Source organism: Streptomyces sp. B15 (assembly GCF_018070605.1).
Taxonomy (GTDB): domain Bacteria; phylum Actinomycetota; class Actinomycetes; order Streptomycetales; family Streptomycetaceae; genus Streptomyces; species Streptomyces smyrnaeus.
In genome coordinates, this window is sequence record NZ_JAGPXJ010000132.1 from 1 (window position 1) to 14,361 (window position 14,361).

General features: G+C 71.5%; 14 protein-coding genes. 10 read left to right on the forward strand and 4 right to left on the reverse strand.

Going from position 1 to position 14,361, the window contains the following annotated elements; all coding sequences use genetic code 11:
* Positions 1–122: 122 nt before the first annotated feature.
* Genes deoC through KBY19_RS33420 form a run of 3 tightly spaced genes read left to right on the forward strand, consistent with a single transcriptional unit; the run spans position 123 to position 3,441 of the window.
* Positions 123–1,100: a deoxyribose-phosphate aldolase gene (deoC, locus tag KBY19_RS33410; RefSeq protein ID WP_099883618.1), complete on the forward strand. Its 978-nt coding sequence runs from the start codon at positions 123–125 to the stop codon at positions 1,098–1,100.
* A gap of 3 nt (positions 1,101–1,103) precedes the next feature.
* Positions 1,104–2,546 (forward strand): aldehyde dehydrogenase family protein, encoded by a 1,443-nt coding sequence (locus KBY19_RS33415; RefSeq protein ID WP_185017979.1) that lies wholly within the window; start codon positions 1,104–1,106, stop codon positions 2,544–2,546.
* Positions 2,533–3,441, forward strand: coding sequence for an aldehyde dehydrogenase family protein (locus KBY19_RS33420; RefSeq protein WP_210967331.1), 909 nt, complete (start codon positions 2,533–2,535; stop codon positions 3,439–3,441). Before KBY19_RS33415 ends, KBY19_RS33420 begins: the two co-directional genes overlap by 14 nt.
* 185 nt (positions 3,442–3,626) lie before the next feature.
* Here KBY19_RS33420 and KBY19_RS33425 read toward each other — a convergent pair whose 3' ends face one another.
* Positions 3,627–4,319 carry a helix-turn-helix domain-containing protein gene (locus KBY19_RS33425; RefSeq protein WP_099883615.1) on the reverse strand — a complete coding sequence of 231 codons (693 nt, stop codon included), beginning with the start codon at positions 4,317–4,319 and terminating at the stop codon, positions 3,627–3,629.
* A gap of 89 nt (positions 4,320–4,408) precedes the next feature.
* Between KBY19_RS33425 and KBY19_RS33430 the strand changes: the two genes are divergently transcribed.
* Positions 4,409–5,620, forward strand: coding sequence for a pyridoxal phosphate-dependent aminotransferase (locus tag KBY19_RS33430; protein ID WP_099883614.1), 1,212 nt, complete (start codon positions 4,409–4,411; stop codon positions 5,618–5,620).
* Between the two features lie 105 nt (positions 5,621–5,725).
* Here KBY19_RS33430 and KBY19_RS33435 read toward each other — a convergent pair whose 3' ends face one another.
* The gene (locus tag KBY19_RS33435) at positions 5,726–6,331 is read right to left on the reverse strand and encodes an MBL fold metallo-hydrolase (RefSeq protein ID WP_099883613.1); all 606 of its coding nucleotides are present in this window, start codon (positions 6,329–6,331) and stop codon (positions 5,726–5,728) included.
* Positions 6,331–7,419: an S-(hydroxymethyl)mycothiol dehydrogenase gene (locus tag KBY19_RS33440; RefSeq protein ID WP_099883612.1), complete on the reverse strand. Its 1,089-nt coding sequence runs from the start codon at positions 7,417–7,419 to the stop codon at positions 6,331–6,333. The genes KBY19_RS33435 and KBY19_RS33440 overlap by 1 nt, the downstream gene beginning before the upstream one ends.
* A 254-nt stretch (positions 7,420–7,673) precedes the next feature.
* Here KBY19_RS33440 and KBY19_RS33445 point away from each other — a divergent pair, with 254 nt between their 5' ends.
* Positions 7,674–8,294: a uridine kinase gene (locus tag KBY19_RS33445; protein WP_210967332.1), complete on the forward strand. Its 621-nt coding sequence runs from the start codon at positions 7,674–7,676 to the stop codon at positions 8,292–8,294.
* A 256-nt stretch (positions 8,295–8,550) separates the two neighbouring features.
* Here KBY19_RS33445 and KBY19_RS33450 read toward each other — a convergent pair whose 3' ends face one another.
* Positions 8,551–9,252, reverse strand: coding sequence for a SigE family RNA polymerase sigma factor (locus KBY19_RS33450; protein WP_247691685.1), 702 nt, complete (start codon positions 9,250–9,252; stop codon positions 8,551–8,553).
* Positions 9,253–9,662: 410 nt separating this feature from the next.
* On the opposite strand from KBY19_RS33450, the gene afsQ1 reads away from it, so the two are divergent.
* The 5 genes from afsQ1 (at position 9,663) to KBY19_RS33475 (ending at position 14,066) form a co-directional block, all read left to right on the forward strand.
* The gene (gene afsQ1, locus KBY19_RS33455) at positions 9,663–10,340 is read left to right on the forward strand and encodes a two-component system response regulator AfsQ1 (protein ID WP_177214322.1); all 678 of its coding nucleotides are present in this window, start codon (positions 9,663–9,665) and stop codon (positions 10,338–10,340) included.
* Positions 10,341–10,509: 169 nt separating this feature from the next.
* Positions 10,510–12,210 (forward strand): HAMP domain-containing sensor histidine kinase, encoded by a 1,701-nt coding sequence (locus tag KBY19_RS33460; RefSeq protein ID WP_247691686.1) that lies wholly within the window; start codon positions 10,510–10,512, stop codon positions 12,208–12,210.
* Positions 12,207–12,914 (forward strand): hypothetical protein, encoded by a 708-nt coding sequence (locus tag KBY19_RS33465; RefSeq protein ID WP_247691683.1) that lies wholly within the window; start codon positions 12,207–12,209, stop codon positions 12,912–12,914. The genes KBY19_RS33460 and KBY19_RS33465 overlap by 4 nt, the downstream gene beginning before the upstream one ends.
* A gap of 226 nt (positions 12,915–13,140) precedes the next feature.
* Positions 13,141–13,704 (forward strand): VanZ family protein, encoded by a 564-nt coding sequence (locus KBY19_RS33470; protein WP_307842672.1) that lies wholly within the window; start codon positions 13,141–13,143, stop codon positions 13,702–13,704.
* A gap of 158 nt (positions 13,705–13,862) precedes the next feature.
* Positions 13,863–14,066: a PspC domain-containing protein gene (locus KBY19_RS33475; RefSeq protein ID WP_099883609.1), complete on the forward strand. Its 204-nt coding sequence runs from the start codon at positions 13,863–13,865 to the stop codon at positions 14,064–14,066.
* Positions 14,067–14,361: the final 295 nt, after the last annotated feature.

The following is a 14,361-nucleotide window of genomic DNA, read 5'->3' on the forward strand; positions in this document are numbered from 1 at the left end:
GTGAAGGTGGTGCGGGTGGTCGTCGTGCGCCGCGGGGCGCCGACCCCGGCTGGGGCGTCAAGAAGGTGGGGGGTTCATGGGGTGACAGCTACTACGCGCGTAGATATGGTGCTCTGGTGAGCATGCCTACCGATGCGGCCCCTCGCGACGCGGGGAGGGGCTCCCTCTCCGACGTCGTGACCTCCGATGCCGCTCTTCGCCGCTTTCTGCAGGGGCTTCCGGGTGTCGACGCGGTCGGGCTGGAAGCCCGGGCCGCCGCGCTGGGGACCCGTTCCGTCAAGACGACCGCCAAGGCGTACGCGCTCGATCTGGCGATCTCGATGATCGATCTGACGACGCTGGAGGGTGCCGATACGCCGGGCAAGGTGCGGTCGCTGTGCGCGAAGGGCGCGAATCCCGACCCGGGCGACCGGTCCACGCCTCGGGTCGCCGCCATCTGTGTGTACCCGGACATGGCGGCCGTCGCCAAGCAGGCGCTGGCCGAGCAGGGCGCGGGTGAGGTCCATGTGGCGTCCGTGGCCACCGCGTTCCCCTCCGGGCGGGCCTCGATGTCGGTCAAGCTCGCGGACACCCGGGAGGCCGTCGCCGCCGGGGCCGACGAGATCGACATGGTGATCGACCGGGGGGCCTTTCTGGCCGGTCGGTATCTGCAGGTCTTCGAGGAGATCCAGCAGGTGAAGGCCGCCTGTGGCACGGCTCATCTGAAGGTGATCTTCGAGAACGGGGAACTGGCCACCTACGACAACATCCGGCGGGCCTCCTGGCTGGCCATGCTCGCGGGGGCCGACTTCATCAAGACGTCGACCGGCAAGGTGGCCGTGAACGCCACGCCGCCCAACACACTGCTGATGCTGGAGGCCGTGCGCGACTTCCGGGCGGCGACCGGCCGGCAGGTCGGGGTGAAGCCCGCGGGCGGCATCCGTACGGCGAAGGACGCCGTGAAGTATCTGGTGATGGTGAACGAGACGCTGGGGGACGACTGGCTCAGCCCGGACTGGTTCCGGTTCGGTGCCTCCAGCCTGCTCAACGACCTGTTGATGCAGCGCCAGAAGCTTTCGACCGGGCGCTACTCCGGTCCCGACTACGTGACGGTGGACTGAGCCATGAACGCAAAGTTGTTCGCTTACGCGCCTGCTCCCGAATCCCGGGCCGTGGTCGACATCGCGCCGTCCTACGGCCTCTTCGTCGACGGCGAGTTCCGGGAGGCGGCGGCCGGAAAGGTGTTCAAGACACTCTCGCCCGCCAGCGAAGAGGTGCTGTCCGAGGTCGCCTACGGTGAGCAGGAGGACGTCGACGCGGCGGTGCGCGCGGCCCGGGCCGCGTTCGGGCCCTGGTCGGCGCTGCCGGGTGCCGAGCGGGCGAAGTACCTGTTCCGTATCGCCCGCATCATCCAGGAGCGGTCGCGCGAGCTGGCGGTGCTGGAGACGCTGGACAACGGCAAGCCGATCCGTGAGACGCGGGACGCGGACCTGCCACTGGTGGCGGCGCACTTCTTCTACTACGCGGGGTGGGCCGACAAGCTCTCGTACGCCGGGTGCGGGCCCGACCCGCGTCCGCTGGGGGTCGCCGCGCAGGTCATCCCGTGGAACTTCCCGCTGCTGATGCTCGCCTGGAAAGTCGCTCCGGCGCTGGCCACCGGCAACACGGTGGTCCTCAAGCCGGCCGAGACCACGCCGCTGTCCGCGCTGTTCTTCGCGGACATCTGCCGCCAGGCGGGGCTGCCCAAGGGCGTCGTCAACATCGTGCCGGGGGACGGCGCGACCGGTGCCGCGCTGGTCGGTCACCCGGATGTGAACAAGGTGGCCTTCACGGGGTCGACCGCTGTCGGGAAGCAGATCGCGCGGACCGTCGCCGGGACGCGGAAGCGGCTCACCCTCGAACTCGGCGGGAAGGGCGCGAACATCGTGTTCGAGGACGCGCCCCTCGACCAGGCCGTCGAGGGCATCGTGGGCGGGATCTTCTTCAACCAGGGGCAGGTCTGCTGCGCGGGCTCCCGGCTGCTGGTGCAGGAGTCGGTGCAGGAGGAGGTGCTGGACGCGCTCAAGCGGCGGTTGAGCACCCTGCGGGTCGGCGATCCGCTGGACAAGAACACCGACGTGGGCGCCATCAACTCCGCCGAGCAGCTGGCCCGGATCACCGAGCTGGCCGAGGCCGGTGAGGCGGAGGGTGCCCAGCGCTGGTCGCCGCCGTGCGAGCTGCCCGGCGAGGGGTACTGGTTCGCGCCCACGGTCTTCACGGGCGTCAGCCAGGCGCATCGCATCGCCCGGGAAGAGGTCTTCGGCCCGGTGCTGTCGGTGCTCACCTTCCGTACGCCGGACGAGGCCGTCGCCAAGGCCAACAACACGCCCTACGGACTGTCCGCCGGGATCTGGACGGAGAAGGGCTCGCGCATCCTGAAGCTGGCCAACCAGCTGCGCGCGGGCGTCGTGTGGGCCAACACGTTCAACAAGTTCGATCCGACCTCGCCGTTCGGCGGCTACAAGGAGTCCGGCTACGGCCGCGAGGGTGGCAGGCACGGTCTGGAGGCTTACCTTGAGCACGCCTGAGGCACGTACGTCCAGCACGAGCGGCTCTGTTGCGCGCGGCGCACGGCTGTCCGTGTTGAAGACCTACAAGCTGTACGTCGGGGGGAAGTTCCCCCGCAGCGAGAGCGGCAGGGTGTACGAGGTGACCGACGCAAAGGGCCAGTGGCTGGCCAATGCCCCGCTCGCCTCCCGCAAGGACGCGCGGGACGCGGTGGTCGCGGCCCGCAAGGCGTTCGGCGGCTGGTCCGGGGCGACGGCCTACAACCGCGGGCAGATCCTGTACCGGATCGCGGAGATGCTGGAGGGCCGCCGCGAGCAGTTCGCCGCCGAGGTGGCGGCGGTCGAGGGGCTGTCGAAGGCGAAGGCGCAGGCGCAGACGGACGCGGCGATCGACCGCTGGGTCTGGTACGCGGGCTGGTCCGACAAGGTGGCCCAGGTGGTGGGCGGCGGCAACCCGGTCGCGGGCCCGTTCTTCAACCTCTCCACCCCGGAGCCCACCGGCGTGGTGGCGGTGCTGGCGCCGCAGAACGCGTCGCTGCTCGGGCTGGTGTCGGTCCTCGCGCCGGTGATCGTCACCGGTAACACGGCCGTGGTCGTCGCCTCGCGTACCGCACCGCTGCCCGCGCTGTCGCTCGCCGAGGTGCTGGCGACCTCGGACCTGCCCGGCGGCGTCGTCAACGTGCTGTCCGGCGACACCGTCGAGATCGCCCGTCCGCTGGCCGCGCACCAGGATGTGAACGCGATCGATCTGGCGGGGGCCGACGCCGAGTCGGCCGCCGAGCTGGAGGGCGCCGCCGCGGAGAACCTGAAGCGGGTGCTGCGCCCGGGCGGTGACGACTGGTCGGCCGAGCCGGGCCTTGAGCGGATGACCGCCTTCCTGGAGACGAAGACGGTCTGGCACCCGATCGGGGCCTGAACGTTCGTTCCGGTCAGGGGGCGCCCCTGTCCGGCGCGGGCGGACTGCGGGTCGGTTGTGGCTGTGGGGGCACCTCCCGGCCGGAGGCTGGGGGAGCAGTTGCCCGCGCCCCTTCGGGGCGCGGGGAACTGCGGAGCTTGCCGGGAGCAGGGTGGGCAAGCGGCACCCGTGCCGGGTGCGCGAGATCAGTCGTCCGCGCCCAGGGCCCGTGCCAGTCCCGCCCGGTCTCCGTGCCGGAAACCCGCCCGGACCGTTCCGGCCCGGATGCCGTCCGCCAGTGTCACCGAGCCCTCGGTGAGCGCCACGCAGGCCTCGGCGTCCAGTTCCAGGCGAACGTCGGCACCCTCGGCCGCCGGGCCCTCGCCGTACAGCGGACCGTCCTGTGCGTCGCCCAGCCGCAGATGGAAGGCGCCCTCGGGCAGTACGACATCGACGAGTGCGGCCACTTCTTCCCCGACCGCCCGCCGTACGGCGTCGCGCAGCGGGAGGGCCCACCAGTGGGCGCGTACCGCGTCGGTGGGACGCGGCTTGCCCAGCGCGGGGGCGCCCCAGGAGGCGAGCGCGGTCAGTACGGGCAGCAGTGCGCGGCCCCGCTCGGTGAGTTCGTAGACGTAGCCGGAGGCGGGCCGCGGCTGGCGGCGCCGTGCGGCCAGCCCTTCGCCCTCCATGTGCCGGAGCCGGGCGGCCAGTACGTCCGTGCTGACTCCGGGCAGGTCGGCGTGGAGGTCGGTGTAGCGGCGCGGTCCGGCGAGGAGTTCGCGGACGATGAGCAGCGTCCAGCGGTCCCCCACGGAGTCGAGGGCGCGCGCCGTGGCGCAGAACTGGTCGTAACTGCGGCGGGTGCGCCCGGGACTTGTCTGGCTCGCGTGGCTCGGCATGCCGCTCAGTGTAGACATGCGGTTGGACTTTCCAAGTGCCAGCTTGGTAGAACCAAGTAGCCAGCAGTGGACCAGGAGGGTGGGGCAGCATGGAGTTCCGGCAGTCGAACAAGCTGAGCGAGGTCTGTTACGAGATCCGCGGCCCGGTGATCGAGCAGGCCGACGCGCTGGAGGAGGCCGGGCACAGCGTGCTGCGGCTCAACACCGGCAATCCCGCCCTCTTCGGCTTCGAGGCGCCGGAGGAGATCATCCAGGACATGGTGCGGATGCTCCCCCAGGCACACGGCTACACCGAGTCGCGCGGCATCCTCCCGGCGCGCCGCGCCGTCGCCCAGCACTACCAGCAGCGCGGCTTCCCCGAGGCCGACGTGGACGACATCTACCTCGGCAACGGCGTCTCCGAGCTGGTCTCGATGGCCGTACAGGCGCTGGTCGAGGACGGCGACGAAATCCTCATCCCCGCGCCCGACTTCCCGCTGTGGACAGCCGTGACGACGATGGCGGGCGGCAAGGCGGTGCACTATGTGTGCGACGAGCAGTCCGATTGGCTGCCCGACCTGGACGACATGGCCGCCAAGATCACCTCCCGTACCAAGGCCGTCGTCATCATCAGCCCCAACAACCCCACCGGCGCCGTCTACCCGCGCGAGCTGTTGGAGGGCATCCTCGATCTGGCGCGCCGCAACGGGCTGATGGTCTTCTCCGACGAGATCTACGACAAGATCCTCTACGACGGCGCCGTCCACCACCATGTGGGCGCCCTCGCCCCCGATCTGGTCTGCCTCACCTTCAGCGGACTGTCCAAGGCGTACCGGGTGGCGGGCTTCCGCTCGGGCTGGCTGCTGGTCTCCGGGCCCAAACAGCACGCCCGGGACTATCTGGAGGGCCTGGGCATGCTCGCCTCCATGCGGCTGTGCCCCAACGCTCCGGCCCAGTACGCCATCCAGGCGGCGCTCGGTGGCCGCCAGTCGATCGAGGAACTGGTACTGCCCGGCGGGCGCCTGCACGAACAGCGCGACGTGGCCTGGCGGAAGCTGAACGAGATCCCCGGCGTCAGCTGCGTGAAACCCAAGGGCGCGCTGTACGCCTTCCCCCGGCTGGACCCCGAGGTCCACAAGATCCACGACGACGAGCGCTTCGTCCTCGACCTGCTGCTGCGGGAGAAGATCCAAGTCGTGCAGGGCACCGGCTTCAACTGGGCCCACCCGGACCACTTCCGCATCCTCACCCTCCCCCGCGCCGACGACCTGGACGCCGCGATCTCGCGCATCGGCCGCTTCCTGGAGAGCTACCTGCAGTAGCGCTGCCTGCGGGAGGGCCGGCAGCAAGAGGGCTGCCGCGCCCCGAGAGGGACTCCCTCAGGGCGCAGCAGCGCGGCCCACAGGCCTCGGACGGTCGGCGCGCCCTCAGACGTTCGGCGTCTCCTCCCCCACTGTCGTGCTGTCCCCGTGCCCCGTCCGGACCACGGTCTCCAGGGGCAGCGTCAGCAACCGCTCCTTGATCGAGCGCACGATGGTCGGGTGGTCGGAGAAGGAGCGGCCGGTGGCGCCGGGACCGCCCTGGAAGAGGGTGTCCCCGGTGAAGACGGTGCCGAGGGCCGGCGCGTAGAGGCAGACGGCGCCCGGGGCGTGCCCCGGGGTGTGCAGCACGGCCAGGTCGACGCCGGCCACCGAGACGGTGTCGCCGTCGGCCAGCTCACCGTCCGGCGAGCGGTCCGGGTGGGTCATCTTCCACAGCGGCAGGTCGTCCGGGTGCAGCAGGATCGGTGCACCCGTGCGGGCCGCCAGGGCCGGTGCGGCGTCGATGTGGTCGTTGTGCGCGTGGGTGCACACGATCGCGCGCAGGGTCCGCTCCCCCAGCGCCGCCGCGATGGCGTCGGCGTCGTGGGCCGCGTCGATGACGACGGCCTCCTGGTCGTCGCCGACGATCCACACATTGTTGTCCACCTGGTGCGTCTCGCCGTCGAGGCGGAACTCCCCGCTGGTGACGAGGTGATCGATACGGGCCGCCATCACAGCACCACCACCGAACGCAGCACATCGCCGCTGTGCATCCGCTCGAACGCCTTCTCCACCTCGTCCAGCGCGATGGTCTCGGTCACGAACGCGCCCAGGTCGAGACGCCCCTGCTGGTGCAGATCGATCAGCATGGGGAAGTCCCGCGAGGGCAGACAGTCGCCGTACCAGGAGGACTTGAGCGAGCCGCCCCGGCCGAAGACATCCAGCAGCGGCAGTTCCAGCTTCATCTCAGGCGTCGGTACCCCGACGAGGACGACGGTGCCCGCCAGATCGCGGGCGTAGAACGCCTGCTCGTACGTCTCGGGGCGGCCGACCGCCTCGATGACGACATCGGCGCCGAAACCGCCGGTCAGCTCGCGGACGGCCTCGACCGGATCGACGGTGGCCGAGTTGACGGTGTGCGTGGCGCCGATCTTCTCCGCCGTGGTGAGCTTGCGGTCGTCGATGTCGATGGCGATGATCTTCGCCGCGCCCGCGAGCCGAGCCCCCGCCACGGCGGCGTCCCCGACGCCGCCGCACCCGATGACGGCGACGGTGTCCCCGCGGGTCACCTGCCCGGTGTTGATCGCCGCACCGATCCCGGCCATCACGCCGCAGCCCAGCAGCCCGGCGACGGCGGGCGAGACGGCCGGATCGACCTTGGTGCACTGCCCGGCGGCGACCAGCGTCTTCTCGGCGAAGGCACCGATACCGAGCGCCGGCTCCAGCGCGCGCCCGTCGCTCTTGAGCGTCATCTTCTGCTCGGCGTTGTGGGTGTCGAAGCAGTACCACGGCCGCCCGCGCTTGCAGGCCCGGCACTGTCCGCACACCGCACGCCAGTTGAGGACCACGAAATCGCCCGGCTCGACATCCGTGACCCCGTCGCCGACCGCCTCCACGACGCCCGCCGCCTCGTGCCCGAGGAGGAAGGGGTAATCGTCACTGATCCCACCCTGCTTGTAGTGCAGGTCCGTGTGGCACACGCCGCACGCCTGCACCTGAACGACGGCCTCGCCGGGTCCGGGGTCGGGAACGACGATCGTCTCGACCCGCACCGCCTCGTTCTTGCCCGGCGCGACGACCCCGCGTACTTCCTGAGCCATACGTGAGGGCCTCCCTCTTCCATCGGTGCTGTGGGGCGCCATTCTCCCTGTTCGGGGAAGGTTTTCGGGAGGGGCGGACGCGCGTCGACCCCGACGAATTTCCGACGGCTTCCCCCGGATCGCCTCGCACGTGCCTTCGAAACTTCCCGGTGCATGGCGGACAATGGCTGCCCGTGACCGACTCCAGCGACGCATGCGACGTATCCGAGCGAGCGACCCCCGCGGTCCCGGCACCCGCTCCGGCCCCCACAACGGTGCCCACGGCCCGGGTCATCCTGCTCACGGGACCCTCCGGCTCCGGCAAGACCCGGCTGGCAGCCCGCAGTGGGCTCCCCGTCCTCCGCCTGGACGACTTCTACAAGGAGGGCGACGACCCGACCCTCCCCCTCGTCGGAGCCGGCGTCGACTGGGACTCACCGCTGTCCTGGGACGCGGACGCCGCCGTACGCGCCATCACCCGCCTGTGCCGCGAGGGCGCCGCCACGGTCCCGCTCTACGACATCTCCACCAGCTCCCGCACCGGCCAGGAGCGCCTGGAACTCGCCGACTCGCCGCTGTTCGTCGCCGAGGGCATCTTCGCCGCGGACATCACCGCCCGGTGCGCGGCCCTGGGCCTGCTGGCCGACGCCATCTGCCTCCGTGGCCGCCCCACCACCACCTTCCGCCGCCGGCTGCTCCGCGACATCCGCGAGTCCCGCAAGCCCCTTCGGGTGCTTCTCACCCGGGGCTGGCGCCTCCTGCGCGCCGAGCCCGCCATCGTCGCCCGCCACCGATCCCTGGGCGCCCACGCCTGCGCCCACCACGAAGCCGCAGCCCGCATCACCCGGCTCCGCCGAACCGCCGCGCTCACCACAGGCGGAAGCCCACGTTCCTGACCACTGGACGACGATTCCGCAGGACCTCTTCGACGAGGCGCACGGCAACGGCGCGGCAACGAGAAGAGCGGTTCCGGTCGAGGCGTGTGCCTCGGCCGGAACCGCTCTCTTTGTCCCCCCGGTCTCCCCCGTTCCCCCTGTTTCCCCTGTTTCCCCTGTTCCCCCGTATCGCCCGGGCCCCGTGTCCCCGCGGGGTCGGGCGATCGTTCCGGTGGCCGCGTCAGGTGCGCGGCCGGTTCGGTGAGCCGGTCGGCCGTCAGGCGACCAGCTCGTCGAAGCTCTCTTCCTGGTTGCGGCCGAAGCTGAGGACCTCGTCGTCGCGCAGCCGGCGCAGGGAGCGCCAGATGCTGCTCTTCACCGTGCCGACACTGATGTCCAGTATGTCCGCGATCTCCGGGTCGGTGCGGCCCTCGTAGTAGCGCAGGACCAGCATCGTGCGCTGGAGCTCGGGCAGCCGGGCCAGGGCCTGCCACAGGACGGTGCGCAGTTCGGTGCCGCGCATGGCGTCCTGGTCGCCCGCCGTCTCGGGGAGTTCCTCGGTCGGGTACTCGTTGAGCTTGCGGCGGCGCCAGGCGCTGATGTGCAGGTTGGTCATGGTGCGACGCAGATAACCACCGACGGCGGCCTTGTCGCTGATCCGCCCCCAGGCCCGGTACGTGGAGAACAGGGCGCTCTGCAGCAGGTCCTCGGCCTCGTACCGGTCACCGGTCAGGTGGTAGGCGGTGGCGTACAGGGAGGCCCGGCGTTCCCGTACGTACGCGGTGAACGCCGCTTCGGCCTCCGCGTCCGTCTCCCCGTCCGAGGCGGCGTCCCCCACGCATGCCTCGGCGGTGCCCAGAACGGCCGCCTCCCTGTACTCGCCAGTGCCTCGGCCGGAACCGCTCTCTTTGTCCCCCCGGTCCCCCCCGTTCCCCCGTGTCCCCCCCTGGGGCGTCCCCCCGGAGCCCCTCGACCGCAGGACCGAACACGGTCCTGGTACGCACCCGCCCGGTGCCGCGAGCGCACGTCCGCCCCACCCCGAGCTCCCGGCTGCGCTCGAGCAGAGCGGTGGCCGCCTCGACGGCACCGGACTTCTCGACAGACCGGGTCTGGGAAGCGGGAACCGAAGGGACGTGCAGACGCGTGTGAAGGACTGCGCTCGTGTTGGTTCCGTGCAGTGTGTTCATCTCGCGCCCCCTCGGAGCAGAACCGATCGCTTGCTTGACGACGTACACATTGCCGCCCCGATTTCATGGCCAGGTCCCCCGTCTGTCACAGCGGTGTCACAAGGGCCGACGGGCCTCACAACGCGCAGGCCGGCGGGCGTGTCGATGCGGTGCGCCGACCGCCGGTCGAAGTATGGGGGCGCCATGGGCCAGAATGGCGCGCGTGCCTTTCCTGTTGCTGATCGAGGACGATGACGCTGTCCGTACCGCCCTGGAGATGGGTCTCACCCGCCAGGGACACCGCGTGGTGACCGCCGCGTCCGGCGAGGACGGCCTCAAACTGCTGCGCGAACAGCGCCCCGACCTGATCGTGCTGGATGTGATGCTGCCCGGCATCGACGGCTTCGAGGTCTGTCGGCGCATCCGCCGCACGGACCAGCTGCCGATCATCCTGCTCACGGCCCGCAGTGACGACATCGACGTCGTGGTGGGCCTGGAGTCGGGTGCGGACGACTACGTCGTCAAGCCCGTCCAGGGCCGGGTGCTGGACGCGCGTATCCGCGCGGTGATGCGGCGCGGCGAACGGGAGTCCAACGACTCGGCGACGTTCGGCTCACTGGTGATCGACCGCTCGGCGATGACGGTCACCAAGAACGGCGAGGACCTGCAACTGACGCCGACCGAGCTGCGGTTGCTGCTGGAGCTGAGCAGACGCCCCGGCCAGGCCCTCTCCCGGCAGCAGTTGCTGCGACTGGTGTGGGAGCACGACTACCTGGGCGACTCGCGGCTGGTCGACGCCTGTGTGCAGCGGCTGCGCGCCAAGGTCGAGGACGTGCCCTCCTCCCCCACCCTGATCCGCACGGTGCGCGGCGTCGGCTACCGGCTGGACGTCCCGCAGTGACCGCACGCACGCACGCAACAGGTCGTCCGAGCCGGACGGTTCATCCGAACGGGACGGTGCGCACGAACGAAACAGGCGGAGCAGCGCTGTCGAGGCGTACGGCGAACGGGACCGCCGAGTGACCGACGCTCCCTCCCTCGGCGAGCGCCTGCGCACCCGGCTCGCGGGCATGCTGCCCAGCCTGCGGCTGCGCCTGGTCGTCGTCTTCGCACTGGTGGCTCTCACCGCCGCCGTCTCCGCCTCCGGCATCGCCTACTGGCTCAACCGCGACGCGGTCCTCACCCGGGCCCAGAACGCGGCTCTCAACGACTTCCGCAAGGCGATGGAGGACAACGCCGGCAACCTCCCCCGCAAGGTCAGCTGTCAGGAGTTGCGCGAGGCGGCCGCCAAGATGGCGCGCAGCTCGCAGAACTACCAGGTGCTGCTCATCGACCGGACCGAGGACGGCAAGACGTGCTCGGCGGCCTCCAACGTGGACGACTTCTCCCTCGAGGACGTCCCCGAGCGGCTGCGCAGCGCCGTCGCAAAGAAGCGCCCCGTCGACAAGCAGAACAAGCACCCGTACCACCTGTACTGGCAGCGGATCACGCTGGACGGCGACCCGTACCTGGTCGGCGGCGCGAAGGTGATCGGCGAGGAACCGACTCCCACCGGCTACCTGCTCAAGTCCCTGGCGCCCGAGCGCGACGACCTCAACTCGCTGGCCTGGTCGTTGGGGATCGCCACCGCGCTCGCGCTGATCGGCGCGATGCTGCTGGCGCAGGGCGCCGCGACGACCGTGCTGCGGCCCGTACGGCGGTTGGGCGAGGCCGCTCGCAGGCTGGGCGAGGGCAAGCTGGAGACCCGGCTGCGCGTCTCCGGCACGGACGAGTTGGCCGAGCTGTCCCGTACGTTCAACGACGCGGCCGCCTCGCTGGAGCAGCGCGTCGCCGAGCTGAGCGCCCGGGAGGCCTCCAGCAGGCGGTTCGTCGCCGACATGTCGCACGAGCTGCGTACGCCGATGACGGCGATCTCCGCGGTCACCGAGGTGCTGGAGGAGGAGCAGGAGAACCTCGACCCGATGATCGCGCCGGCCGTGCAGCTGGTGGTGAGTGAGACCCGGCGGCTCAACGACCTGGTGGAGAACCTGATGGAGGTCACCCGCTTCGACGCGGGCACGGCCAAGCTGGTGCTGGACGACGTGGACGTGGCGGATCAGGTGACCGCCTGTATCGACGCCCGCGCCTGGCTGGACGCGGTGGAGCTGGACGCGGACCGCGGCATCATGGCCCGGCTCGACCCGCGCCGCCTCGACGTCATCCTCGCCAACCTCATCGGCAACGCGCTCAAGCACGGCGGCTCCCCGGTGCGGGTCTCGGTACGGACCCGGCAGCGGGAGGACGGCGCGGGCGTCGCGGGAGGGGGCGACGAGCTGGTGATCGAGGTCGCCGACCAGGGTCCCGGCATCCCCGAGGACGTGCTGCCGCACGTCTTCGACCGCTTCTACAAGGCCAGCGCCTCCCGTCCGCGCTCCGAGGGCAGCGGGCTCGGGCTGTCCATCGCGCTGGAGAACGCCCATATCCACGGTGGTGAGATCACGGCACACAACGCGCCCGAGGGCGAGGGCGGCGCGGTCTTCACCCTGCGGCTGCCCCGCGACGCCCGGCGGGTGGCCGAGGAACGCGAGAACGGCGACCGCGAGGACGACCAAGGACAGCCGGACGTCGACGACAGGGCCGACAGCGACGGCGACCGCGACCGCGAGGAGGGCGGCGACGTGCGCCCGGGCGACGGACAGGACACGGAACCGGACGAGCGGCGGCACAAACGGCGGGACAAGCGGAAGAACAACGGACGCGACAAGCGACGCGACAAGGGGGGCGAGCGATGAGCCGCGACGGGGTCGTCCGCACGCGCGGCCGTACGCGCCGCCGTGCCGCTCCGGTCACGGTTCTGCTGTGCGTTCTCGCCTCCCTGGCCACCGGGTGCGGTATCCGTGCCACCTCGGTGCCGGTGGACGCGGGAGCGGCACCCTCACGGGTGGGCTGCGTGCTGCCGAACGACCGCGAGAGCCCGGACGGCGGCGGCGCGACCTCCGTCGTCCGCGTCTATCTGGTCTGCGGTTCGCGCGTCTCGCCCGTCGAGCGGGAGGTACGGATGCCCGGCGGGCGCTCCTCGGCCGAGCGGCTGCCGGTGGCGCGCAAGCTGCTCGACGAGCTGCAGCGGCAGCCGCGCGTCATGGAGGACACCGCCGGTTTCGAGACGGCCGTCCCCGAGCAGCTGACGATCAGCAGGGGCACGGACGGCGACCCCGACGAGGCGCTGCGGCTGAGCCGGCCGCTGGACGAGCTGCCCCGGTACGCGCTGGCACAGATCGTGTGCACATACGCGGACACCTCGGCGGCCGACGCCGAGGGCGGTGTTGTCCTCGGTGGACCGGCCGAGGACGGCTCCTCGGACGGCGACAGCGCCGACGCCACCGGCGGCACCGACAGCGGCGACAGCGAGGCGGCCTCGCCCCTGCGGCGGTACGAGTGCGGTACGGCGCTGCGCACCCATCCGCAGTCCGCCGAGACCGCGGGCACCCAGCTGTGAGCCTCCCGCCCGCCCGCGCCGGGCAGGAGGGAGGCCGCGCGCGGCGCGGGTCCGACGTACTCGGCGCGGGCCTTGAGGTGTGCGGTCGCCGGAACACGCGTGTGACACAGTCCTGACCCCCTCGGAACACCGCCCCGGAACCACAGCGGAACGCGTCGGCGTCCTGAATGACGTGCAGCGCCTAGGCTCCGGCGGCCCGACCTCCTCCGCCTCCCGAATCCGCCTCGTGGGACTCCTCCTGCTGGCGGCACATCTGTGTCTCGTCGGCTGGCTGGCGCTGCGCCCGCTCGCGGTGCCCTGGGTGGCGCCGGCCAATCTGCGCCCGCTGGCCACCATCCGCACCGACCTGGCCGACGGGCCCCGGGCCGCGCTGGAAGGGCTCGGCGGCGGACTGCTGCTGCTGGCGCCGCTCGGGGTGCTGCTGCCGCTGGCCACCGGGCGACTGCACCGACGGCTGCCGGGCACCCTGGCACGCACCGTCTTCGCGGGGGCGATGGTGTCGGTCGTCCTCACGCTGGCGCAGACAGGGGTACCGGGACACGTGGCCAACGTGGACTCGGTGCTGCTGAACACCACGGGGGTGGCGCTCTCCGCCGGGCTGGTCTTTCCGCCGCTGCGCCGCTGGCTCCGCCACCGGGACGGCGACTACTCGGGCCACGGAGGCCGGCTCAGGGGCCGCCGGCAGCGGTCGCGGTCCGGTGCCGCTTCGTCCAGGCCCGGGCTGCGGCTGCGGGAGGAGAAGACTCAGGGTTCGACCCCGAGGGCGACCAGGGTCGGAATGGCACCTTGAGGTGAGGTTTCGATCTGTTGTTCCGGTCTACCGTCGAAGGCAGAACAGCGGCACACCGGCACAGCACGCGGCACCGGGGCACACGGCACAGGCCGTGCGGCCACCCAGCGCCCGAGCCGCCGAAGCCGCGCGGACCGGACAGCTAAGGAGCCGTCCTCATGACCTCACTCGCCCGCCCCACCGAAGGCCGGATGATCGGCGGCGTGTGCGCCGCGCTCGCCCGCCGGTTCGGCACCACGCCCACCACGATGCGGGTCATCTTCCTCGCCTCGTGCCTGCTTCCAGGACCGCAGTTCCTGCTCTACCTCGCTCTGTGGATCCTGCTCCCGGACGAGGGACGCAAGCACAGCTCCGCCTGGTAGACCGCCCTCACCGGCCCGGAGCGCGGCACGCGGAGCGCGGGCACGCGGAGCGCGGTACACGGAGCGATGGACACGGCAAGCCCCGCAGCAACACCGACGGCGGGTGCCCCCCGGGGGGGCACCCGCCGTCGCGTGCGCCGGGGACGCGCCTGTCAGTGCGAGCCGCCGACCGGCAGGGCCTTGCCCAGCGGCAGCCCGCCGATCATGCCGCCGCCGGGGGCGGAGCTCTTGCCCTTGACCGACTCCTGGGCCTGTCCGGCCACCTTCTCGGTGGCGTCGAGCGGGGTGCCCGTCA